This is a genomic window from Pseudomonas sp. FW305-7 (genome assembly GCF_058786735.1).
Window position 1 is genome coordinate 52,624 of sequence record NZ_JBYSZA010000009.1, and the last position, 22,061, is coordinate 74,684.

At 55.3% G+C, this 22,061-nt stretch carries 26 protein-coding genes; 17 read left to right on the plus strand and 9 right to left on the minus strand.

Annotated elements, in window-relative coordinates:
• Positions 1–170: 170 nt before the first annotated feature.
• From AC3WMT_RS13350 to AC3WMT_RS13380, 7 genes are all read left to right on the plus strand, one after another.
• Positions 171–1,421 carry a ribonucleotide-diphosphate reductase subunit beta gene (locus AC3WMT_RS13350; protein WP_103304059.1) on the plus strand — a complete coding sequence of 417 codons (1,251 nt, stop codon included), beginning with the start codon at positions 171–173 and terminating at the stop codon, positions 1,419–1,421.
• Positions 1,422–1,518: 97 nt separating this feature from the next.
• On the plus strand, positions 1,519–2,148 hold the full coding sequence (locus tag AC3WMT_RS13355; RefSeq protein WP_103304058.1) for a Cap15 family cyclic dinucleotide receptor domain-containing protein: 630 nt from the start codon (positions 1,519–1,521) through the stop codon (positions 2,146–2,148).
• 1 nt (position 2,149) lies between these two features.
• On the plus strand, positions 2,150–3,274 hold the full coding sequence (locus AC3WMT_RS13360; RefSeq protein ID WP_146041238.1) for a nucleotidyltransferase-like protein: 1,125 nt from the start codon (positions 2,150–2,152) through the stop codon (positions 3,272–3,274).
• Between the two features lie 359 nt (positions 3,275–3,633).
• Positions 3,634–4,212, plus strand: coding sequence for a BRO-N domain-containing protein (locus AC3WMT_RS13365; RefSeq protein WP_256583540.1), 579 nt, complete (start codon positions 3,634–3,636; stop codon positions 4,210–4,212).
• 101 nt (positions 4,213–4,313) lie between these two features.
• Positions 4,314–5,027, plus strand: a complete 714-nt coding sequence (locus AC3WMT_RS13370; RefSeq protein WP_103304056.1) for an HNH endonuclease — start codon at positions 4,314–4,316, stop codon at positions 5,025–5,027.
• A gap of 284 nt (positions 5,028–5,311) precedes the next feature.
• A complete protein-coding gene (locus AC3WMT_RS13375) occupies positions 5,312–5,650 on the plus strand; it encodes a hypothetical protein (protein WP_256583539.1) in 339 nt (112 codons plus the stop codon).
• Positions 5,651–5,707: 57 nt separating this feature from the next.
• A complete protein-coding gene (locus AC3WMT_RS13380) occupies positions 5,708–6,694 on the plus strand; it encodes a hypothetical protein (RefSeq protein ID WP_103304055.1) in 987 nt (328 codons plus the stop codon).
• Positions 6,695–6,697: 3 nt separating this feature from the next.
• Here AC3WMT_RS13380 and AC3WMT_RS13385 read toward each other — a convergent pair whose 3' ends face one another.
• The 5 genes from AC3WMT_RS13385 to AC3WMT_RS13405 form a co-directional block, all read right to left on the minus strand.
• Positions 6,698–7,888 (minus strand): hypothetical protein, encoded by a 1,191-nt coding sequence (locus tag AC3WMT_RS13385; protein ID WP_103304054.1) that lies wholly within the window; start codon positions 7,886–7,888, stop codon positions 6,698–6,700.
• Positions 7,889–7,991: 103 nt separating this feature from the next.
• Positions 7,992–9,134 carry a hypothetical protein gene (locus AC3WMT_RS13390; protein ID WP_103304053.1) on the minus strand — a complete coding sequence of 381 codons (1,143 nt, stop codon included), beginning with the start codon at positions 9,132–9,134 and terminating at the stop codon, positions 7,992–7,994.
• Between the two features lie 110 nt (positions 9,135–9,244).
• A complete protein-coding gene (locus AC3WMT_RS13395; protein WP_103304052.1) occupies positions 9,245–9,919 on the minus strand; it encodes a DUF6933 domain-containing protein in 675 nt (224 codons plus the stop codon).
• A gap of 32 nt (positions 9,920–9,951) precedes the next feature.
• Positions 9,952–10,383 carry a hypothetical protein gene (locus AC3WMT_RS13400; RefSeq protein ID WP_256583538.1) on the minus strand — a complete coding sequence of 144 codons (432 nt, stop codon included), beginning with the start codon at positions 10,381–10,383 and terminating at the stop codon, positions 9,952–9,954.
• Positions 10,384–10,390: 7 nt separating this feature from the next.
• Positions 10,391–11,203 carry a sulfite exporter TauE/SafE family protein gene (locus AC3WMT_RS13405; RefSeq protein ID WP_103304051.1) on the minus strand — a complete coding sequence of 271 codons (813 nt, stop codon included), beginning with the start codon at positions 11,201–11,203 and terminating at the stop codon, positions 10,391–10,393.
• Positions 11,204–11,315: 112 nt separating this feature from the next.
• On the opposite strand from AC3WMT_RS13405, the gene AC3WMT_RS13410 reads away from it, so the two are divergent.
• The 3 genes from AC3WMT_RS13410 (at position 11,316) to AC3WMT_RS13420 (ending at position 12,773) form a co-directional block, all read left to right on the plus strand.
• A complete protein-coding gene (locus tag AC3WMT_RS13410) occupies positions 11,316–12,083 on the plus strand; it encodes an AraC family transcriptional regulator (protein WP_103304050.1) in 768 nt (255 codons plus the stop codon).
• Between the two features lie 93 nt (positions 12,084–12,176).
• Positions 12,177–12,494 (plus strand): helix-turn-helix domain-containing protein, encoded by a 318-nt coding sequence (locus tag AC3WMT_RS13415; protein WP_103304049.1) that lies wholly within the window; start codon positions 12,177–12,179, stop codon positions 12,492–12,494.
• A gap of 9 nt (positions 12,495–12,503) precedes the next feature.
• Entirely contained in the window at positions 12,504–12,773 is a 270-nt protein-coding gene (locus AC3WMT_RS13420; protein WP_103304048.1) for an XRE family transcriptional regulator, read from the plus strand.
• Positions 12,774–12,794: 21 nt separating this feature from the next.
• Here the strand turns inward: AC3WMT_RS13420 and AC3WMT_RS13425 are convergent, their stop codons facing one another.
• Positions 12,795–13,850, minus strand: a complete 1,056-nt coding sequence (locus AC3WMT_RS13425; RefSeq protein ID WP_103304047.1) for an MBL fold metallo-hydrolase — start codon at positions 13,848–13,850, stop codon at positions 12,795–12,797.
• Positions 13,851–14,066: 216 nt separating this feature from the next.
• Between AC3WMT_RS13425 and AC3WMT_RS13430 the strand changes: the two genes are divergently transcribed.
• The 3 genes from AC3WMT_RS13430 (at position 14,067) to AC3WMT_RS13440 (ending at position 16,459) form a co-directional block, all read left to right on the plus strand.
• Positions 14,067–14,675, plus strand: coding sequence for a TetR/AcrR family transcriptional regulator (locus AC3WMT_RS13430; RefSeq protein WP_103304046.1), 609 nt, complete (start codon positions 14,067–14,069; stop codon positions 14,673–14,675).
• A 157-nt stretch (positions 14,676–14,832) separates the two neighbouring features.
• Positions 14,833–15,897, plus strand: a complete 1,065-nt coding sequence (locus AC3WMT_RS13435) for a diguanylate cyclase (RefSeq protein ID WP_103304093.1) — start codon at positions 14,833–14,835, stop codon at positions 15,895–15,897.
• Between the two features lie 34 nt (positions 15,898–15,931).
• Positions 15,932–16,459 carry a DUF1003 domain-containing protein gene (locus AC3WMT_RS13440; protein ID WP_103304045.1) on the plus strand — a complete coding sequence of 176 codons (528 nt, stop codon included), beginning with the start codon at positions 15,932–15,934 and terminating at the stop codon, positions 16,457–16,459.
• Here the strand turns inward: AC3WMT_RS13440 and AC3WMT_RS13445 are convergent, their stop codons facing one another.
• On the minus strand, positions 16,460–17,374 hold the full coding sequence (locus AC3WMT_RS13445) for a LysR family transcriptional regulator (protein ID WP_371919310.1): 915 nt from the start codon (positions 17,372–17,374) through the stop codon (positions 16,460–16,462).
• 213 nt (positions 17,375–17,587) lie between these two features.
• Between AC3WMT_RS13445 and AC3WMT_RS13450 the strand changes: the two genes are divergently transcribed.
• Both AC3WMT_RS13450 and AC3WMT_RS13455 read left to right on the plus strand, forming a co-directional pair.
• The gene (locus AC3WMT_RS13450) at positions 17,588–18,289 is read left to right on the plus strand and encodes a CTP synthase C-terminal region-related (seleno)protein (RefSeq protein WP_103304043.1); all 702 of its coding nucleotides are present in this window, start codon (positions 17,588–17,590) and stop codon (positions 18,287–18,289) included.
• Positions 18,286–18,594, plus strand: a complete 309-nt coding sequence (locus tag AC3WMT_RS13455) for an antibiotic biosynthesis monooxygenase family protein (protein WP_103304042.1) — start codon at positions 18,286–18,288, stop codon at positions 18,592–18,594. Before AC3WMT_RS13450 ends, AC3WMT_RS13455 begins: the two co-directional genes overlap by 4 nt.
• Before the next feature lie 134 nt (positions 18,595–18,728).
• Here AC3WMT_RS13455 and AC3WMT_RS13460 read toward each other — a convergent pair whose 3' ends face one another.
• On the minus strand, positions 18,729–19,055 hold the full coding sequence (locus AC3WMT_RS13460; RefSeq protein ID WP_103304041.1) for a DUF2025 family protein: 327 nt from the start codon (positions 19,053–19,055) through the stop codon (positions 18,729–18,731).
• A gap of 223 nt (positions 19,056–19,278) precedes the next feature.
• Here AC3WMT_RS13460 and AC3WMT_RS13465 point away from each other — a divergent pair, with 223 nt between their 5' ends.
• Complete coding sequence (locus AC3WMT_RS13465; protein ID WP_103304040.1) at positions 19,279–20,397, plus strand: glycerophosphodiester phosphodiesterase; 1,119 nt, start codon at positions 19,279–19,281, stop codon at positions 20,395–20,397.
• Positions 20,398–21,081 carry a helix-turn-helix domain-containing protein gene (locus tag AC3WMT_RS13470; protein WP_103304039.1) on the plus strand — a complete coding sequence of 228 codons (684 nt, stop codon included), beginning with the start codon at positions 20,398–20,400 and terminating at the stop codon, positions 21,079–21,081. It abuts the gene before it with no gap.
• A gap of 1 nt (position 21,082) precedes the next feature.
• Here the strand turns inward: AC3WMT_RS13470 and AC3WMT_RS13475 are convergent, their stop codons facing one another.
• On the minus strand, positions 21,083–21,961 hold the full coding sequence (locus tag AC3WMT_RS13475; RefSeq protein ID WP_103304038.1) for a sterol desaturase family protein: 879 nt from the start codon (positions 21,959–21,961) through the stop codon (positions 21,083–21,085).
• Positions 21,962–22,061 lie beyond the last annotated feature (100 nt).

The following is a 22,061-nucleotide window of genomic DNA, read 5'->3' on the forward strand; positions in this document are numbered from 1 at the left end:
GCGCCCGTCAGAGGCTCTCGGAAACCCGTACAAAATTCTGTTTGATGCCTGCGTTTAGCTGCTGCAAAGAACGATTCCTTTAGATCCAACGCGGTCTGTACGACCGTGTGAAAAACCAACCAATCAGGTTTCACACGGGCGACAGGCCCTCACGCAGGAGACGACACGTCATGCTGAGCTGGGACGAATTCGACAAAGAAGACAGTGAAGTAGCAACCGTGAAAGGCGCCAACGCCGGCCACGCTACTGAAGCCAACATGGACCGCCTCGACAACGCCGGCGGTGCCGCGGCACTCGAAGCCCGCGCCGTCACCGCCGCCGACTCGGCCGCCGTGGCCCGCGCCAAGGCTGCACTGAACTCCCTCGACGTCGCCGAAGGCCTCGCCGAACTCGAAGGCGCCTCCGCCCGTGTCGCCGTTGACGAAAAGCGCATGATCAACTGCCGCGCCGACCTCAACCAACTCGTGCCATTCAAGTACGACTGGGCCTGGCAGAAATACCTGGACGGTTGCGCAAACCACTGGATGCCGCAAGAAGTCAACATGACCGCCGACATCGCCCTCTGGAAAGACCCGGAAGGCCTGACCGACGACGAGCGCCGCATCGTCATGCGCAACCTCGGCTTCTTCTCCACCGCCGACTCCCTGGTTGCCAACAACCTGGTACTGGCCGTGTACCGCCTGATCACCAACCCGGAATGCCGCCAGTACATCCTGCGCCAGGCTTTCGAAGAGGCGATCCACACCCACGCCTACCAGTACTGCATCGAATCGCTGGCCATGGATGAAGGCGAAATCTTCAACATGTACCACGAGATCCCATCGGTCGCTAAAAAGGCAGCCTGGGGCCTGAAATACACCCGTTCGATCTCCGATCCGAAGTTCGAAACCGGCACCCCAGACACCGACAAAGAGTTGCTGCGCAACCTGATCGCCTACTACTGCGTTCTGGAAGGCATCTTCTTCTACTGCGGCTTCACCCAGATCCTCTCCATGGGCCGCCGCAACAAAATGACCGGCGTCGCCGAGCAGTTCCAATACATCCTGCGCGACGAATCCATGCACCTGAACTTCGGCATCGACGTGATCAACCAGATCAAAATCGAAAACCCACACCTGTGGGATGCCGAAATGAAGGAAGAAGCGACCCAGATGATCCTGCAGGGTACGCAGCTGGAGATCGAATACGCGCGTGACACCATGCCTCGCGGCGTACTGGGCATGAACGCGGCGATGATGGAGGACTACCTGAAGTTCATCGCTAACCGTCGTTTGAGCCAGATTGGTTTGAAGGAAGAGTATCCGGGGACGACTAACCCGTTCCCTTGGATGAGCGAGATTATGGACTTGAAGAAAGAGAAGAATTTCTTTGAGACTCGGGTTATTGAGTATCAGACTGGTGGGGCGTTGAGCTGGGATTGATTAATAAATAACATCTTAAACCTTACCTGACATGGACGTCGGGAAGGTGTGCGAACTTTTTAAATGTTCTGCCTTATTCAGAAATAAAGGACTATCTATGCAACCCCATGAATACTCAATCATTGGGCACAGTCGTGCCATGATCGGAAGATATCTGGCAATTTTTGCTGGATTAGCTTCATCCGCTATCGCCGCAGTAGTAGCCTTAAGTTTTGATATTGCTCAAAAGCTCGAGCTCACGGCGAGCAATCCTGGAGTTATCGTTCTACCGATCTCCGCCGCAGTAATCTACACCTTTGGTCACGCACTATTTGATTCTTGGATGTGGCGCTGGCCATTAATTCTCAAGCTACTCAAAATCCCAAACTTGAATGGCACATGGAACTGCAAAGGACAGACTATAAACTCCGCTGGAGAGGTTACCTTTGATTGGAGCGCCACGATCCGCATAACCCAAACTTGGGAAAAACTTCGAATATACCTAAACACCGGCCAGTCAAAATCGGCAAGTATCGCCGCTTCATTGGTACATGAACCAGGGAGGGGATACATTTTAATGTACAGCTATCGCAATGAACCTCGCGCCGGCGAAGTCGAGTTAAAGTCGCATATCGGCTATGCCGAACTTGAATTAAATGAAAGCCTAACCGAAGCATATGGGGATTATTTCAACAACAAAGGCCGCCTTACCTGCGGGCGTATGATTCTTACTCGCCAAGGAGACTAGAATGAGCAACTATAAAGTAAAACTTAACAACCTCAGAAACAGAAGACTTGGTGAAACTTCCTCTATCACATTAGATTCAGCATCTTCACTATCAGGACTAGAGAGCCTTATCTATAACTCTCGTTCAAAAAAAGAAAACTACGAAACAAGAGCATCTGGCGAGGCTACAAAGTACGCACTTGGATCAATGCAAGAAGTAGGTGCACGTTACACAGAGATTAGCTACGAGGAAGGAAACCGTGTAATCAGTCAAATTTCGAACGGTTTGAACGCTCTCCCCCTAAAGACTAGTTTTGAATTCCAAGGTTCTGTGCCATTGAATGTTCACATTCGCGGGGTAAGCGATGTAGATATTCTGGTTCTCCATGAAGAGTTTGTTACCTTGGACTGGAATGGTCCGACAGCCCACACCTACGGAAGACTTCCACTCCTCCCGACATCCTTAGAACAAATACAGCATCTAAGGTTAGAATGCGAAAAACTTCTAAAAAGTCGATACTACGCAGCAAAAGTCGATATTAGCGGAGATAAATCAATATCTCTTTCTGGTGGTTCATTAAGAAGAAAAATCGATATTGTCCCATCTCACTGGCATCACCCTGCCAGCTTTCAAAGCTCACAGCAAAAACATGACAAAGAAGTTAGAATACTACACAAGTCAAAAAAAGAGCTCCTTACTAACAGCCCGTTCCTTCATATGCAGATGTTAGACAACAAAGACCTGCAAACAAATGGCGGAGCAAAAAAAGTAATACGCCTACTTAAAAATATAAAAAACGACTCAGATCTAGGCATAAATCTTTCTAGCTATGATATTGCCTCGCTGGTTTGGCATTTCGACGGAAGCCTCTTAACAAAACCATCTTACATGGAGCTTGCGCTCGTTAGTGAGACTCAGCAAAAATTAGAATTAATGATACTGCTTGAGGCCCATACAAGATCCTTGAGGACTCCAGACGGATCGAGGAAAATCATTGACACCGAGGAAAAATGGACGTCATTAATACTTTTAAATGACGAATTAATAGCGCTGTCAGAGCAGATCATAAGAGAAGTAAAACCGCACTTATATTACAACTCGCTCCCCGCTGTAAGAAGAGCACTTAGTGAGTCCTACATCTACTGACAAATGCGAAACCTCTTCCAACACTAAATGGATTCCGAGGTCGACACATCTTGGAATCTTTTATTTTCACAAATACTCAATTACTCTCACAAGAATTCTTTCCACTCCTCCAGCGCACCAAAGCTCACAGAAATATCAGTAAACTCCTACAAAAAAGCGTCCACAACAAGGTTGACGAACCATGCATACTAAAACTACTCTAGCCACAAGTGCCTAAGAAACACCCAACGTAGAAGCTGTTTATACATATAGAGTGCATAGTGCGTATGAGCCTTGCATTTTTATATAAGCATGCTTGTTGGGGTTTATTAAATCCTCTACTGCGGGTGTTGCCCTAGTCCCAAGTAGAGGTAATTTTTATGACTTCAGAAATGCCTTATTGGCAAGTTATTCCCGCCCCCTTCGCCTCCACCACTTTTTCCCGCCAAAAGCTATTCCTTCACGCATTACTTGTCGAAAACCAACCATGGTTCTGTGCTCGCGATATTGGGCGCTTAATGGGCGTCCATCTGAGCGATCGCATGCTCAAAAAACTCGATAAGGATCAGCGTCGCGTTTTGTGGATCGAGTATTTCCGGCAACCCGAAAAGCAACTGATGTTCAGCGAGTCCGGCGTTTATGCGTTGCTTGTGTACCACTACGTTCCAGGGAATCGTTTGTTGCGTGAGTGGCTGACTCATCAGGTGGTGCCAGCCTTGCGCGATGCAGAACACTTGGGAAATTCAGATCGGCCGATGTTGAGTTTGTTGGATTGGCCGGAGATGTCGTTGAGTCTGCTGCATTGGCAGGACGAGGGTTGGATTCGACTGCGGGACATGCCCCTTCTGTTGAGCGATCAGACACCACGAAAAGCGATGACGATGAAGCCTTGGTGGCGAAGGCTCGCTCAGGCGTTTCAGTCGTCGAAGCATTCGATGGGATCAGCGACGCGCTTGTAGGATCACATGCGAGATCCGTCGCTATTTTTTGTAGGAATTTTCGTAGACAGCAGTAATGGCCACTCAGTATCGTCCGAGGGTTTTCAACCCTCGGCGACTGTATGGATACGAAAAAGGAACAAAAAGGCTGGACCAATGACGAATTGGAGGCCTCTGTCGATGCCTACCTCTCTATTCAAGCGAGATATCCAAACGACGAAAAATTCAATAAGTCTGCGGAGCACAAGCTTCTCCAGAGCGGTGCGCTTGCCAATCGCAACAGCAAGTCGATCGACTATCGCCTTCAGAACCTTTCAGCACTGTTTGACGAGTTAGGACTGAAGACGATTGTTCACTACAAGCCAAAAGTAAACATTGGCTCAGGAATCGCCGCCCGGCTGACCAAAATTTTAGAATCCAAAGGTCTTTTGACTCCGAGTTATGACCTTCCTTCCGCCGAGGGAGACATTCAGAATCGATATGTAAAGCAAGCCAAAACACAGGATTTTGTAAGTGAACCAGACGATGATGAGACACCTCAACAAGGGGTGACGATTACCCGATATTTCGTTCGAAACTCTAAGATCAAGGGCTGGATCCTAGATAACGCTAACGGCATTTGTGAGGCCTGTGATCAGCCAGGCCCTTTCGAAATGGATGGAAAGCCATATCTCGAGGTTCACCACGTTAAGCACTTGGCACATCACGGCAAGGATCGCAAAAACAACACAATTGCGCTCTGTCCAAATTGTCATCGACGCTGCCATCATTCAAGTGACCGTGAGGAATTCACAGACTCGCTTTATAAAAAGGTGAAGCGTTTGAAGCGGCAATAATCTGTGTACATATCGACTGTGGCGAGGGGATTCATCCCGGGTGGGCTACGGATCAGTCTGCAAGCGAAAGATGATCTATTTGTATCATCGCTCATGCCGCTTTTGGGGCCGCTACGCGGCCCATCGGGGATAAATCCCCTCGCCACAAGGACGAGTTTGCCCCAGAGACTGAGTGAATGCGGGAAATCGCAAACAGCTCCAGCAACAACTCACAGACTTACCATCATCCCGAAACTTTACGGACTGCCTTCACTGTGGATCGAGAACAAATCTCGACCACTAACATGGACGAACATCTCATGCAGCAACCATCAACGGACTCGACCACCCCGGGTCAATCCCGACTACTGACCGCCTCATTTCTAATCGCCTTTTTCGGCCTACTGCTTATGGCCTTACGTATCGCTCAAAAGAACGAAATCATGGCCGTTGGAGCAGTCTGGGTCGCAAATGCGTTAAACATGGTGCTGCATGTCATCTATTGGAATCGTTATGGCCTGTCCGTCGGCTTTAAAATCGCGGTTGTGATTCAAATCGTCATTACGATTCTGCCTTTCCTTTTTGGCAATCTCGGTTTTGTGGCTGTTATGTTGATGCTGGGTGGCGAGATCCGTTACTGGTAACCCGCGCCACCTCCCGCTATTAATACCCCTCCCCCCCTCAAGGATCCGAGCCCCACCATGAAATTCGATCTCGCCTACTGCCTCAGCCTCGACGACAAGTTGTCGATCTATGACGTTCGCGATCTCAATTTCGATGAGACGGTGGCGTTTGATTCCGCGAAGGAGCACTTCCAGTGCCCCAACGATGCCTGTCGTTCGGCGTTCGAGGCCTCGAACGAGTTGGGCACGTTCAACGCCAAGAACGTGAATTACGTGCGCACGCCGCACTTCAAGAATTTGCCCACGACGCAGCATGTGGCGGGTTGTCCGTATTTGAGTTTGAAGGCTTCGGCATCGGGTGTTGAGACGGCGGATGGCGAGGTGGATGACGGTCGTGAGGAACATTTCCCATCGGAGTTATTGCTCACCCGGCGTGAGTATGTGCGTAAGCCTGCGGCGCCAGCGTTAGAAGCGGATGTGTTGCGCGATGATCCGGTGCGGGTGGCGGCGGTGAGTGGTAAAGAGTCAGCGAGTCGTGAATCGGCGCCGGACAAGACCAGTGTGTTTGCGCATCCGGTGGAGTGTTTTGTTTCGAACTTCGCGGACAAGGAGTTGCTCAAGCGGATGCCGTTGAAGGTCGGCGAGCATTCGGCGCCGTACAGTTCGTTCTTCAAGAAGATCGAGTATCTGACGGACAACAAAGGGCTGATTTACTGGGGGCGGATCAAGAAGATCGAGGACTTCCACAGTGCCAGTTTTCGTATCGATTTCGTGGACAAGGTCTGGTTCAAGAAGCCCGAGGACAGTAAGAAGAAGCCTTATCCGGTCAGTGTTTATCTGAACAAGAAGCTGATCGACAACTACCGCAAGCGCAAGGCGTTTCTGGAGGAGATCAAGCACGCGGCGGATAGCGACAAGGCGTTGTTCTGTTTCTTCTATGGGGTGACGCCGGAGTTGAAGCAGGTGCCTGGCAAGAAGAACCCCGAAAAGCCTTTCGAGGTCTTCAATGCCAATATCGAGAACCTGGATCACTTCATCATTCGTGAAGCGCCGGGTCTGGAGTGAGGGTTAGCCCTGGGGCAGTTGCAGTTTGACGGCGCCGGGGTGTTGTTTGACGATTGAGTACGGCAAGACTGACCAGTCGGGTCTGTCGCAAGAGCGTTGTACGCGGGCGAAGTAGGCGCCGAGGTACAAACCCTTCGGGGTGAAGTACCAAGGTGAAGATCCCCAAATACTTTCCTCCTGGAAGTTGCAGTCGTCTTCTTGCGTCGGTTTCTTCATCTCCTCGGGGTACAGGGCGATGAACTGCTTGATAATCCATGGCACCAGCTCTTTGCTTTCATACTGATAACGCTCGCCACTTTCCGCTTCACTCAAAGGCTTGTCGCCCAGGCTGTCGCGCTCGGCATGCAGAATAGGCGTGCCCTTACCTACCCACAGCACATCTTCCAGCGACAGTGGATGGCCGGTTTTCACGTCGATGTTAAGCGGAGCATCGCCGAAGTCCGGATGTGCGCCGCCACAGTAATAACTGGTGGAGATGTTCAAGCTGACGACAGCTGGCGAAATCATCTTGGGTTCTGCCTGCTGCATGAACTCGACGTTTTCTCCACCCTGAAGTTGGCAGCTGTGATAGCTGATCACTTCAAGCCACAGTTTGCCCAGTAATTGCTGGTTAACCCGTTGCTGATCATCTTTCGGCAGACCGGATTCCACGCTGAACAGGGAGATCTTCGAATCAGGCTCGGTCCACCATTGCAGGTCGTAGCCCATGAAATTTTCTTTCTTGGTGGGTTTGAGCTTGAGTCCTTGCAGGCGCAAGTATTCATAAGCTTCGCCCTTGGGCAGCGCGGCAATAACCGGCAAAGCGTTGGCGGGCGGTGCAGGGAGTTTGGCCTCGGTCAGTTTCACCGAAAGCTTTTTACCCTGCGGACTTTGCCATTCGCCTTGCCAGCCATTACCGGTTTCTTCCAGTTTCAGGGTGGGCAGTGGTTTATCGTCGCCGTAGCGATTATTGCCTTCGGTCAGGGTCAGCGTATTGCCCTGTAGCGCGCCACTCAGGGGCAAGTCGCGATGATATTTCTCGTAGAAGTAACGACCGGTCACTTCATCCTGTTGAGTGGTGTTGAGTTCCACCACGATGGGTGTCTTGCCCAGAGTGCCGGTGAATACCTGCCGGCCATCTTCGGCCTGGGCAGTGGAAATCAGTGTGAACAGCGCAGCGGCGTATGGCGTCAGGCGCAGCAGTCCCTTGAGCATTGATCGTTCCTTGAAAGAGGCGGAGGCAGCGCCGGGGTTTGAACGCCGGGGCGGATTATGGCGGGGATGGACTCAGGAATCGAGGTTCTGTTTAAACATCGATTCAGGGCAATTGCAGTGCGACGCCGCCGGGGTGCTGTTTGACTTGATCATAAGGCAGGAGACCCCACTCGACGTATCCGCAAACCGCTGAGACATGCGGGTACGACGGTGTAAAAGTGATGCCTTTTTCCGAGAAGTACCACGAAGGAAATTGCCAGGGTTCTGGCTCGTTGTAACCGCAGTCGTTTTCACCTTCAGCCGTCACCGTCATTTCTTTGGGGTAGCGTTTTAATAACTGCGTGATGAGCCAAGGGGCGAATTCTTTGGAGCGGTAATTGTAATAGTCCTCAGAAGAAGCCCCTACAAATCCTTCGTAAGACTCGTAATGCAATGGCTTGCCCTGGCCCACCCAAAAAACGTCTTCAAGTGTCAGTAATTTCCCTGTTTTGATATCAAGGTTGAGCGATTCATTGATCTGATTCGGGTACGCGCCGCCGCAATAATATTCAGTCGAAATGCGCACACTCATCACAGAGGGCGCAATCCACAGTGGCTGACTGGATTGCGAGTAGCTCCCCGAGCAACTGAAATACGCTACGACTTCGCCCCATAAACGCCCCATCAACTGTTGATTGATGCGCTGACGCTCTTCAGGGGAGTAGCCCGAGACCACTTCAAACAGCGATGTCTCCGATGTCGGCTCGCTCCACCATTGCAGCGTGTACCCCATGAAGGTTTGGGTGCTGCCCTTTTTAAGTTGAAGACCTTGCAGGCGCAGGTATTCGTACGGGAAGTTGTCGTGCAGTTCGGCGAAGTATGGCAATGCACCGTCGGGGACGTCGGGGATCGTGGCGGGTTGCAATTCGACCTTGAGGGATTTACCGCTCGGGCTATTCCATTCACCGGTCCAGCCGTTGAGCCTGGGCTGCAATCGCAGGGTCGGGCGCGAATCGCTGTCCATTGAAGAGCCTTCAACCATCTCCAGTACGTCGCCCTCTCGGCTACCGTCGAGCGCAAGGTCTCTGCGGTACTTTTTGTAGAAGTAACGACCTTCTCCATTGCGCGTGTCCAGTTCCAGGACAATCGCTGCTTTACCCAATGTGCCGGTGTAAACCTGCTTGCTGTTGTCAGCCCATATCCGGTTTGAGAGCAATAAACCGGCGAGCACACAAACGCCGGAGAAACGTAACAATCCGCGATGCATCAATTCATCCTTGAGTGAGCGAGCAGGCGCCCGAAAGAAACGCCGCGGATTATGGCGAGGCTAAAGCGGAGAATCGAGTGCAACCGCACATTTCGGCTGCACCCTGGCGCTTAATGAAATGCTTCGATCTCTCGCCACGCCGCCAGACGCCGCTCCAAGGCTCTTTCGATACCCGCCTCATCAACAGCGCAATATTCCCGTAACCAATGAGCGACCATTTCAACATTCGGCCAGTAGGTATCTTTCTGACCTTTGCTGCTTCTGGGCGTGTCATTCATCGCGGCATCGAAACCAATGGCTGCACGTTCACCCTGTGGTAAACAGCCCCATTCAGCTGCACTGCCCTGGAAATACCAGGCGATTTCATCAATGTGTTTTTGTGCGCTGCGATGGCTGCGCCGATAAAAGCTGTACTCGCGACAACCTTGGTCCATGCGCTCCGGCATGATGCCGGCATCGACCCAATCCATAAGGCCATGATTGATCGCATCGTGGATCAATCCTTCACGCCAACGATCAGCAAACCAGGCAACGAAACCTTCTGCGTCAGCCTTTTTCGCATCGGCGAAGACCATGCAGTAACGGGTTTTCACATGGATAACAAACAAAACGTGCTTACGTTGCACAGTGATCGCATGGACTAGCCACTGCTCTACGGAACGGCTGGCCTCGTCATCTTCGATGGCTGGCGACGGCGGTTTGTTGTCCACCGGTGTAATCTTTTTGCCTTTATGGATGCGGCTGAAGAATTTGCTGGCAGCTTCGGTGCAATTGAAGATCAACATCCCGGTTCTCTAGTAAGTGTGGGTCGCATCAATCAGTCGTGATGAGCAGTTTCTTCAACCCAGTCGATTTCGTAGGGTCGGCGCTCAATATCGGAAAACGCCCTGCGGGCATCATCGCTCAATATCGACAACTCCGCGTCAGTCAGCAGGTCATGCGAGACCATCATGGTCAATTTCCATGACGCGGAGGATCGAGCGAGACCATCGAACATTCGAGCCATATCGCGATTCCGATCATTGATCAGTCCGTAAATCATGCCGTAGCGGGAATGCGCCGAAAGAGCACCGTGCTGAGTAATGGTTTTGGTGTCGGCGAGAACGCCTTGGCAAAATCGATCAAGTGCAATCTTGCGCAGTTCCTTGAACTTCTTCCAGTCACTCTCAATCCATCGAAATGGTTCCCCTCTGCACTTTTTCTTGAAACGTTCGAATGTGTTGTCTGACGCCTCAACGATACAAAGCATCAACTCATTACGTCCACATACTCAGCATCACCACAATCAGCAACCCAATATAGACCCGGGCATGCACTTGATCCGGTATCCGTCCGATCCACGGCGTCGCCAGTCGAATCCCCAACAACGAGCCGAGCGTCAGCACCGCAAACGCCAGCAAGTCCACATACCCGACGAACCATGTTCCAAGGTCTGTCTCGCTGAAACCGGCCATTGCCATGTACGTCAACGTTCCGGCCACTGCCACCGGTACGCTGAGCGGATTGGCCATGGACGTTGCCTGGGACATGCTCAGCCCGCAACGACGCAACAGCGGCACGGTCATGACGCTTCCTCCTACACCAAGAAACGTCGCGATGGCGCCGATGCCTACACCTCCGCCGGACGTTTCTGTATTGCCAAGTCGGCGTGGGATGACGCCTTCCGTGTGTGTGAGAAATCCGCGTCTGAGCAAGCAGTCGATGATGGTCACGCCTAGGTAGGCGATGAAGGCATAGCGGATGACTTCACCGCTGACCCACACGGCTGCTATCGCGCCGATAACCGCGCCCAGTCCGATGAAGCCGCCGAGCGGCCACAGGTAATGACCGATCAGGTTACCGGCGCGGCGGTGTTTGTCGGTGGCGATGAGCGCATTGACGATCATCACGCAGGTCGAGGTGGCGACAGCGATGTGCATTGCCGATTGGCCGATGGAATCGTTGGCGCCATGGCTGGCGGTGAGCATGCGGTAGAGCAGCGGTACGACGACGAAGCCGCCGCCGAAGCCAAAGAGCACGGCGGTGATGCCGGTCAGGCAGCCGAAGAGTGTCAGCAGAAGATAGAACATGGCGCGTCGTCCGAGGGTTGAGAGCGGTCTACGATAGAGCGGCAGCGCTTGGCCTGCTTCAGCAAGTCAGCCAATAATGTTTGCGTTTACGCCAACTGCCGGATGCCACTCGATGCGCAATGTTTCGATCAATCTGCTGGATGACACACCACGCCCGGTGGTGGCGATTGGTACGGATTATTCCCACGGTCACTTGCTGCCCTTTCATACGCATCGGCGGGCTCAATTGCTGTACGGCGCGACCGGGGTGATGCAGGTCAGCACCCATGATGGCAACTGGATCGTGCCGCCACAGCGGGCGGTGTGGATTCCGCCGGGGGTGGCGCATGAGGTGTTGATGCTGGGAGTGAGCACTCGCAGTGTGTATATCGAACCGGGTGCCGTGGATCTGGGGGAGCGCTGCCAGGTGATCAATGTCTCGCCGTTGCTGCGGCACTTGCTGATGGAGGCGGTGGAGGTGCCGCTGACGTATGACCCGAGCGGTCGCGATGGTGTATTGATCGATTTGTTACTGCATGAACTGCAACGCAGTGCGCCTTTGCCGCTGCATATTCCGCTGCCATCTGACGGAAAACTCCTCACGCTGTGTCAGAACTTTCTGCATCAGCCGAACGCCCATCAGTCGCCACAGCACTGGGCCGAGCAGTTACACATAAGCTTGCGCACATTCAACAGACTGTTTCGCCAGCAGACCGGGTTGAGTTTCAGCCAATGGCGGCAACAGGCCTGTGTGGTGCAGGCGCTGGCGCGACTGGCCGCGGGTGAAGCGGTGACGCGTATTGCGCTGGACTTCGGTTATGAAAGCCCGGCGGCGTTCTCGACGATGTTCCGGCGCATTCTCGGCCAGCCACCGTCCGTCTGGTTGGAGGAGGCAAATTAGCGCAAATCAAAAAATGCGTTTGATCCCGGCCGAAAACAACTGTACAAAAACACAGTACATTTTCAATCAGCACTCTTGAGCCCGGAGCACACCATGGCCTCTCTTGCGATGAACCACATCCTCGAACGCATTGCCCTTTTCCAGTTCACCCCGACTCACTGCGTGCAGGCCCGAGCGATGCTGGGCTGGAGCGTGGATCAGCTATCGCGGGAAGCTGAGGTTTCGGTGGACGACATCCAGCGCTTTGAAGCGCAGCAAGAGGTGGCGGATGCGGCGCGTCTGGCGCTGGCGTATCGGTTTGAATCGCGGGGATTGGTGTTCTTTCCCGGGTTTGCGCCGGGACGCAGTGCGAGTTTGAACGCGATGGCTTCGGAAACGGCGGGGCGTGGGGATTATGCGATGGCTGAGTAAGGACAGGACATGAGTGAAATAGAAGAAAGCGTCGGTAACGTTTACCAAGATCTGGGTCTTGAGAATGCTAACGATATGCTGACCAAATCCAGCTACGTAGCAAAAATGGCTTTGCTGATCGAGACCTCTGACGTCAGTGAACCTGAGGTAGCTGAAAAACTGGAGTTATCGCTGGAAAAGCTTCAGGAAATTCTTCGTGGACAGTTCCGGGATGAACCCGTTCATGCAATGGCTGATTACCTGGAGAAGATCTCCGAGATAACCGGTTCACCCCCTTAGGAGCGAACCGGCTGCAACAAATCAGGCGTTCTGCACCACCGCCCCACTCTCCCCCTCAACTCCCAACCACCACGCATCCCCGCGTTGTGGTTGAGCGATGTTGAACGCTTCACCCATTTGCGGCGTGGTGATCGAAACGCTGCGCTCCCAGGCCAGCGCAAGGATTCGGTCAAACGGTTCATGCCAGGCATGCATCGCCAGATCAAACGTGCCGTTGTGGATCGGAAACAGCCAGCGGCCCTTGAGGTCGAGGTGGGCTTGCAGGGTTTGTTCGGGTTGCATGTGCACGTGCGGCCATTCGACGTTGTAGGCGCCGGTTTCCATCAGGGTCAGGTCGAACGGGCCGTACTGTTCGCCGATGCGCTTGAAGCCGTCGAAGTAGCCGCTGTCGCCGCTGAAGAAGATCCGGGTGTCGCCGTCGATCATCACCCAGGAGGCCCACAGCGTGCTGTTGCCGTCGAACAGACCACGGCCGGAGAAGTGCTGCGACGGCGTGGCGATGAAGCGAATGCCGGCGACTTCGGTGCCCTGCCACCAGTCGAACTGGCGGACCTTGTTGGCATCGATACCCCACTTGATCAAGGTGTCGCCGACGCCCAGCGGCGTCAGGAACAGGTTGGTTTTGACCGCCAGCCTGAGCACGGCTTCGTAATCGAGGTGGTCGTAGTGGTTGTGGGACAGGATCACCGCTTCGATCGGCGGCAACTGGTCGATGCTGATCGGTGGCTGGTGAAAGCGTTTCGGGCCGGCCCATTGCACCGGCGAGGCGCGCTCGGCGAAGACCGGGTCGGTGATCCAGAATTTATCCTGCATCTTCAGCAGCAAGGTCGAGTGACCGAGGCGATAGACGCTGTGGTTTGGTGCCGCGAGCAGGTCTTCGCGGGTCAGCGGTTGTACCGGAATCGGCGCGGCAGGCCGGGTGTTGCGCGGTTTGTGGAAGATCATGTTCCACATGATGCGCAGCATCTTGCGCAGGCCTTCGCGTTGTACCGGCGCATGATTGCGGAACAGCCCTTGATCCTGTCGAGAGGCTTCAGGCGTGGAAATTTTATCCGGGAGGGAAACTGGATTGGCCATGACTGAATGACTCCAGAAAAACCGCGCAATTCGCGGTGTTTCACGGTGGGACGATAAATGGCCAAGGCACGCACGCATCAGCCGAACTTTCTGTTTTTTAGGTTGCGAGGATTAACGCAACATTACACTGGTCGGTGTAGTTTCTAGGTTGCATCAAAGCTGCCGACAAGTAAACTGCCAAGTGTAATTTCATTATTGACCTGCCGAAGCGTACTTATGACAGCTCCACAGCGACTCACCGACCGTAAACGCGAAGCGATCATTCAGGCGGCGATTGCCGAATTTCGTGCCAACGGTTTCGAGATCACCAGCATGGACAAGATCGCGGCCACCGCCGGGGTGTCGAAGCGCACGGTGTACAACCATTTCCCCAGCAAGGAAGAGCTGTTCGCCGAAATTCTCAATCAATTGTGGACGCGGATCAGCGCGGAACAGTCGGTCACCTATGACCCTGAACAGCCACTGCGCGATCAGTTGCGGCAGATGCTGCTGGCCAAGGTGCAGATGATGGCGGATGAAAACTTTCTGACCCTGGCGCGGGTGGCAATCGCGGCGACGATTCATTCTCCGGAGCGTGCGCAAAACATGGTCGAGCGTATGGGCGAACGCGAGGAAGCACTGACCGTGTGGATTCGCGCCGCGCAGGCCGATGGCCGGTTGAAACCGGTCGATCCGCAATTTGCCGCGCATCAGGTGCAGGGGTTGCTCAAGACCTTTGGGTTCTGGCCGCAGATGTCGCTGGGTCAGCCACCGCTGGATGCCGAGATGCAGAATGCGGTGGCAGAATCGGCGCTGGAGATGTTTCTGGCGCGCTATCAGCTCTAAAACGGCCCTGTCTTGCGCGTTTCATCGATTAAATGGCTCGGAAGGACACTGATTATTCCCGCTGGAATAAATGACAATGTCCGACAATCGACCGACGGACGGTCAACCTGAAAAAGATACTGCAAAGTATTTCAGGATGAATTGCGCGCAGGACATCATGGAAAACCAACGCGGCAAAGGCTTGTCATTCGCCAGACGCATCTATCTGCCACGGGCCATCGGTCTCGGTGTTGGTTTTTTCAGCGTCGGCGCGGCACTGTATCCGCTGAACATGCCGACCTGGCTGTGGCTACTGTTGGTGTTCAACGGGTTTATCTGGCCGCATCTGGCGTTTCAAGTATCGACCCGTTCGGCATTCCCCTATCAGGCCGAACGCCGCAACCTGTTGTATGACTCGCTGTGCGGCGGTTTCTGGGCCGCGTGTTGTCAGTTCAATCCGCTGACCGCCGTGACCATCCTGTCAATGATGACCATGAACAACGTCGCTGCCGGTGGTCGACGTCTGTTTGTCTTGGGTGCCATCACTCAAGTCGCGGGCATGCTGCTCGGTGGATTGATCTTCGGCTTCAAGTTCAACCCGATGATGACGCAAACCCAGGTCTGGGCCTGCTTGCCGATGCTCACGCTATATCCGCTGGCCGTGGGCATGGTCTGTTACCAATTGGCAATCAAACTGGCCCAACACAAACGCACGTTGAGCGCCCTGAGCCGCACCGACAGCCTGACCGGATTGCTCAATCATGGTGCCTGGAAAGACCTGCTGCACCTGAAGTTTCAGCAATGCCGTCAGCACAATACGCAAGCGATTCTGGCGCTGATTGATATCGACCATTTCAAGCTGATCAATGACAGCTACGGCCATATCGTCGGTGATGCGGTGCTGCAGCAATTGAGCCGCGAACTTAAACGTCTGCTCGATTCGGGTGAACTGGCCGGGCGCTACGGCGGTGATGAGTTCTGCGTGATTCTGCCGGATCTGCCGCTGAACAAAGCAGAGTCTTTGATGGAGCAACTGCGTCAGGCACTGGATCAATACCGCCATCCGGATGTGCCGGAAATGCGCGTCAGCCTGAGTATCGGTCTGGCTCGGTTTCAGCCGAACTACAGTGATGCGATTGCCTGGCTGGATGACGCCGACAAGGCGCTGTACACCGCCAAACATACCGGCCGTAACACCATCAGCGTGGCGTTGAGTCACTCGGCGACGCGCGCAGGGCTATAGTGACGCGATGTCCCAATGCCCTGCCGAGAGCGCCATGAATTCCGAGAAAACCGAAACACCCGCCCCTGTCGATCACCTGCGCTTCCATCGCCCGCACGCCCATTTGGCCACCACCTTCGGCAACGACAACTTCGCCCTGCGTGCCGAGGCGTTCGCGCGGTTCTTCGGCACGCCGATGTTTCTCGGTGCGCAAACCCTGATCGTGGTGTTGTGGGTCAGCCTCAACGTATTTGGCGTGACCACATTCGACGTTTATCCCTTCATTCTGTTGAATCTGGCGTTCAGCCTGCAATCGGCCTACGCCGCGCCGCTGATTTTGCTGGCACAAACCCGTCAGGCTGCACGCGACAAGGCGCAATCGGACGCCGATGCGCAACACCGCGAAGCACTGGCGCAAGCCAACACCGAACGCCAGGCGGAGGCTGCGAAAAACTCCGCGCAATTGCTCGAGTTGCTGGAGCAGAACACGCGCCTCACCGAGATGACCAAGAGCCTGACCGAACGCATCGAAGGCCTGACGCGCGAGCTGCACGCGCATGTGTGTCAGAACCCGCAACGCTGATCAGGGCAGACGCAGCGCCCGCCCGAGTTCATCGAACAGCGTGACCACCGAACGCAATGCCCGGCAATCCGGGCGTGTCAGTAGCCACAGCGCGGTGTCGTAACCATGCAAGGGTTCGCTCAAGGCCCGCAAACCGTCGGTGATCAGAAAATCCGGCAACGCCGCAACTCCGAGGCCGGCCCGCACCAGTTCCGTGACTGAAAGCATGCTGTTGCAGCGATAACCCGGCGTCACACCGGGCAACTGCTGGCGACGCCAGGCGATGGTCGGGTGATCGGGCAGAAAGTCGTCCGGGGCGATCCAGGTCAGCGCGGCCAGATCTGACGCGTCGACGTGCTGTAAATAGCGTTCGCTGGCGCAGACCCGGTAGGAAATCTTCGCCAATTGCCGTCCGACCAGATGCTCCGGCGGTGTGCGTGTCAGGCGCAGGGCGATGTCGGCGTCACGACGGCTAAGATTGGCGAAATCGTTGGAGGTGCTCAACTCGATGGTCAGCGCCGGGTAGTTGGGCATGAACTGCGCCAGCGCCGGCAGCAGCAAACCTTGCAACACCGAGTCGGTGCAGGTCAGGCGCACCGTGCCGCTGACCACTTCACCGCCCTGCTCCACACCGATCCGCGCAGCTTCGAGGGCTTGTTCGGCGCGTTCGGCCTGCTCGGCGAGCGCCTGCGCCAGCGTCGTCGGTAAGTAACCGGCACGGCTTTTTTCGAACAATTGTTGACCGAGGGCGGCTTCGAGACGGCGCACGGCGCGGAACACGGTCGACACGTCTACTTTTAAAAGTTGCGAAGCGCGGGCCAGCGAGCCACCGCGCACCAGCGCGAGGATCAGCGCCAGATCCGGGTAGTCGAGCCGATAGTGCGTCGCTGCATTGATCACTTGGGGAAACGCCAATGTTGAGTGCGTGAGCGCCAATCTATAGTGGTCACCAACAACCGACAATCATGTTCTCTCTGAGCCAAACCCAAAATCTGTGGCGAGGGGATTTATCCCCGATGGGCTGCGAAGCGGCCCCATAATTTCAAGAGCAACGACAGCTTCGCAGCCGATCGGAGGCGGTGCGACGTTTCGCTAAATCCCCTCACCACAGATAAGTTTCAACTCACCGAGTTTAGAAAAGGAAATCCCATGGACGCCATTTCCATCGCCCTGATCGGCGATTACGACCCGCAAGTCACCGCCCACCAGGCCATTCCCATGGCACTCGGGCAGGTCGCAGAACACCTCGACCGTCCACTGACTTTCCGCTGGCTGGCCACTAACCAAATCGACGCCAACACCGCGCTGCAAGACTTCGACGGTTTCTGGTGCGTCCCCGCCAGCCCATATAAAAGCGAAGACGGCGCGCTGCGGGCGATCCGTTTTGCCCGCGAACAACAGCGTCCTTTCCTCGGCACCTGCGGCGGTTTTCAGCATGCCGTTCTGGAATTTTCCCGCAATGTGCTGGGCTGGGCCGATGCCGAACACGGCGAAACCGCGCCCGATTCCGCAAGAGCCGTGCTCACGCCACTGACCTGTTCGCTGGAGGAAGCCGTGGACAGCATTCATCTGCTGCGCGGTTCGTTGATCGCCAAGGCGTACGAAACGTCCGAGATTCGTGAAGGCTATCGCTGCCGCTTCGGTGTGAATCCGCAGTTCGAGCGTGATCTGTTAAACAATCAGCTACAAGCCGTGGGGCACGATTCGGCGGGCGACTTGCGGGCGATCGAACTCGCAAACCACCCGTTCTTTGTCGCCACGCTGTTCCAACCGGAACGCGCAGCGCTCAAGGGCCAGATGCCGCCACTGGTGCGAGCGTTTATCGAAGCCTGCACGGAGCAAAGTCGATGAAACCAGAATGTTTTGCGGTGATCTTCACCTCGACCCGCACCGAGGGCGACAACGGTTACGCCGAGGCGTCCGAGCGCATGATGGAACTGGTCAGCGAACAGCCGGGATTTCTCGGCATCGACTCGATTCGCGGGGCCGATGGGGTCGGGATCACGATTTCGTACTGGGACAGTGAGTCGGCGATTCTGGCGTGGCGCAACCATCCCGAGCATCGGGTAATTCAGGAGCGTGGGCGGGCGGTCTGGTACTCGGCGTTTCAGACGCGGGTGTGTCGGGTTGAGCGGGAGTATCGGTTTGGGCAGTGAGCTTTCTGGGTAATCAATGGCCTCATCGCTGGCAAGCCAGCTCCCACAAGGTATTGCGTGGCTCTGAAGGTCACGCTGTACCTGTGGGAGCTGGCTTGCCAGCGAAGGGGCCAGAAGCTTCACCGCAAAAACCTTCAGCCCCGCACCAGACTGCGCACCGCGACAATCTCCGGCACTTCAACCTTGCTCATGTAAACCCGCAACGGCTCGGTGATGTTGATACGGTCATCGATATTCTGATCCAGCAGCAACTGAATAAGCTCACGTTTAAGGGTCATGGTCGTTTCCGATACCCGCGCCCAGACAAATTCACTGGTCGCAATGATGCCGTCATCCGCCACGTCCATGCCGAACGAATCTTCGCTGAAGCGCACGATGTATTGACCGGTCTTGCGGTTGAGGCCGACAAAGCCCTTGAGGTCGTCGGCTGCCTGGCAGATGAGTTGGGAGGTGATGCGCATGGTAAACCTCACGAAATGTTGATCGATGGTTTACACGCAGGGCGAAACGGTAGGCGCGCCCTCTGCCGGGACGTCTGCCGTGGGCAAGCGTACTGCAAACGGCGCCACAAAAGTGCAGGAAAAATCGCTTTTAATACGTTTATGTCGGTCTGGCGATAGCACGCAATTGATTCAGTTGTTAAAAGGTACGTCTTTGAAAATGCCCTGCGAAAGGAACTCGAACATGCCCGCCACTTTCACCAAAAGCGCCCTCATGCTGAGCCTGCTGCTCGGTCTCGGTCAGGCCCATGCCGCCGATGTCGATGCGCTGGCCGCCGCCCACGGCATTCCGCACCCGGCGGTCATCGCCCACCGTGGCGCGTCGTTCGATGCTCCGGAATCCACCGCCGCTTCCTACAAACTGGCGCGCGACCTGGGTGCCGATTATCTGGAAATGGACCTGCAACGCAGCAAGGATGGCGTGTTGTTCGCCCTGCACGACAACAACCTGCAGCGCACCACCGACGTCGCGACCAAGTTCCCCGAGCGCAAGGACAGCCCGGCCACAGCCTTCACCATGGCCGAACTGAAAACCCTCGACGCCGGTAGCTGGTACAACAAGTCCTACCCGGATCGCGCACGCCCGTCCTACGCCGGGCTGAAAATTCTGACCCTCGATGAAATCATCGACATCGCCCAGGCCAATCCGCAGCATAAGCCGGGCCTGTACATCGAGACCAAAGAGCCGCAACTGTTCCCAGGCATCGAGAAAGACCTGAAAGAGAAACTTCAGGACCGCGGCTGGCTGAGCCCGGCCGGTTCGAAACTGGCGAAAAGTGCGCTGGGTGTCGGTCAGGGCAAAGGCAAGGTGATCCTGCAAACCTTCGAGAAAAACAGCCTCGAACTGCTGCAAAAGGAAATGCCGCAAGTGCCGAAGATTCTACTGCTATGGGTCGGCGAAGGCAGCATCGAGCCGAAATCCAAGGTGACCTTTGCCGAGTCCGGCGAGAAGGACAAGAACGTTTTCTACGGTAAACAGGAACCGAAGTCCGAAGCTGAATTCAAGCAATGGGTGGATTACGCCAAGGCCCAAGGTGCAATCGGCACCGGTCCTTCGGCGAAGCTGACCAAGGGCGGCGATCAGAGCTATTCGGATCTGGTGCAACCGTGGATGAACAAGTACACCCACGATCAGGGCCTGCTGGTGCACGTTTACACCGTCGATGAGCCAGTGGACTTCGAGAAAGTCATGGCTGCAGGCGTGGACGGCATTTTCACCAACCGCGCCAGCGAACTGTTGAAGTTCTATAAACGCCCGGCCGCTGCCAGTGTCGATCAGGTGTTGAAGAACAACGGTTTCTGAGTGACCACACACACCGAGTGGACAGGCCGCCTCTGGCTGGGGCACGACTATGGCCTGATCCACGGAGTGTCGGGGCGCACGGCGCCCCATTCCCACTATGCCCACCAGATTATTCTTGCCCCCGAGCGCCCCGTAACGGTGTTGCTCGATGGCGAAACCCTCAGCGTCTCGCAGCTGTTGATTGCCTCAAACGTGCGCCATGCGATTGTTGAAGCGCCGGACCCGCTGTTTACCGTTTATGCCGAACCGTTGCTGTTTGCTGCGCCCACGTTGCGTGAGGCGTTGTTTAACGCCGAACTGACGTTGCCTGCGCTTGATCTGGCGATACGCCAATGCCCGCGTCGTTCGCTGAGTGACCCGCGCATCGAACGTGCGCTAGCGGCGCTGGACGCTTCACTGACCGATAAAGTCGCCGCCCGCGCCGTGGCCGATACGGCGAATTTATCCCTGAGCCAGTTGCAGCGACTGTTGGTCAGTCAGGTCGGTTTGCCGGTGCGCAGGCTGGTGTTGTGGCGGCGTCTGCGCAGGGCGATGGCCTCGATTCTGGCGGGCGAGTCGGTGACATCCGCTGCACACAACGCAGGTTTCGCCGATTCGGCACACTTCTCACGCAGCCTGAAAAAACTCTTCGGCGTCACCGCGCGCCAGTCCTTGCAACACATCGACCTGACACTGCTCGACTGAGTCAGCGGCGCAGCGCATCGGGCACTTGCGGTTCGCGACTCGACGTCACCGTTCCAAACGGATCGAGCAATTGCGCCACATAGTCGCGAGGGAAATCCGGGCGGCTGCCAATCCCCAGATCGCCCTGGCCAATGCGGTAATCCTCAGTGTAGAAACCGGTGCCCAGCAGCCAGTCCCACACGGTGAAGAACAGCCCGAAATTAACGTCGCCGGCTCGCCCGTACTTCATGTGATGGAAACGATGCAGTGGTGCCCAGGCGAAGATCCAGCGCAGAAAGCCGAGGCGCATATCGACATTCGAATGTTGCAACAACAGTTGGATCGCGATGGCGAATGCCAAGAGCGTCGCGACCTGCAACGGAATGCCCAGCACCAGCAACGGCAACAGCCCCGCCGAGGCTTCGAGCAGTTGATGCAACGGATGCTTCATCAAACCGTTGAAGCCATATAAACGTTCAACACTGTGATGCACGGCATGTAATCGCCACAGCCACGACACGCGATGACTGGCGTAATGCATCAGGCTGATACCGGCATCGGCAATGACAATCGCCAGCCCCAGTTGCAACCACAACGGCCAGCCCCTTGGCCACACACCGTCAATCGCCAGCACGACGACCAGTCCCGGTAGTGCAAGCAACCCCAAGGCACTCAACGCTTCGTTGACCAGCGCATGGAGGATGTCGCGCCGGCGATCACCGGCCGCACGATTCCAGTACACCTCGTAAGGCAGCGCCCACTCGGCCATGAACGACACCGCCAGCGCGGCAATAAACAGCGGCAACAACCACAGTGTCGAGACCTCTGCCAGCCACACACCCAGTCCGATAAAGCCGCCCCAGAACAACGGTGCGTACAACCCGGCCATCAAACGTTTCATGTGCACCTCCATTGATCGAAGGCACAGCATGAAATCTCCCGGCGTGGGGTAATTGAACAAACGACGCAATCGAACGGGCGGTTTTAAGGGTGAGTTAAGT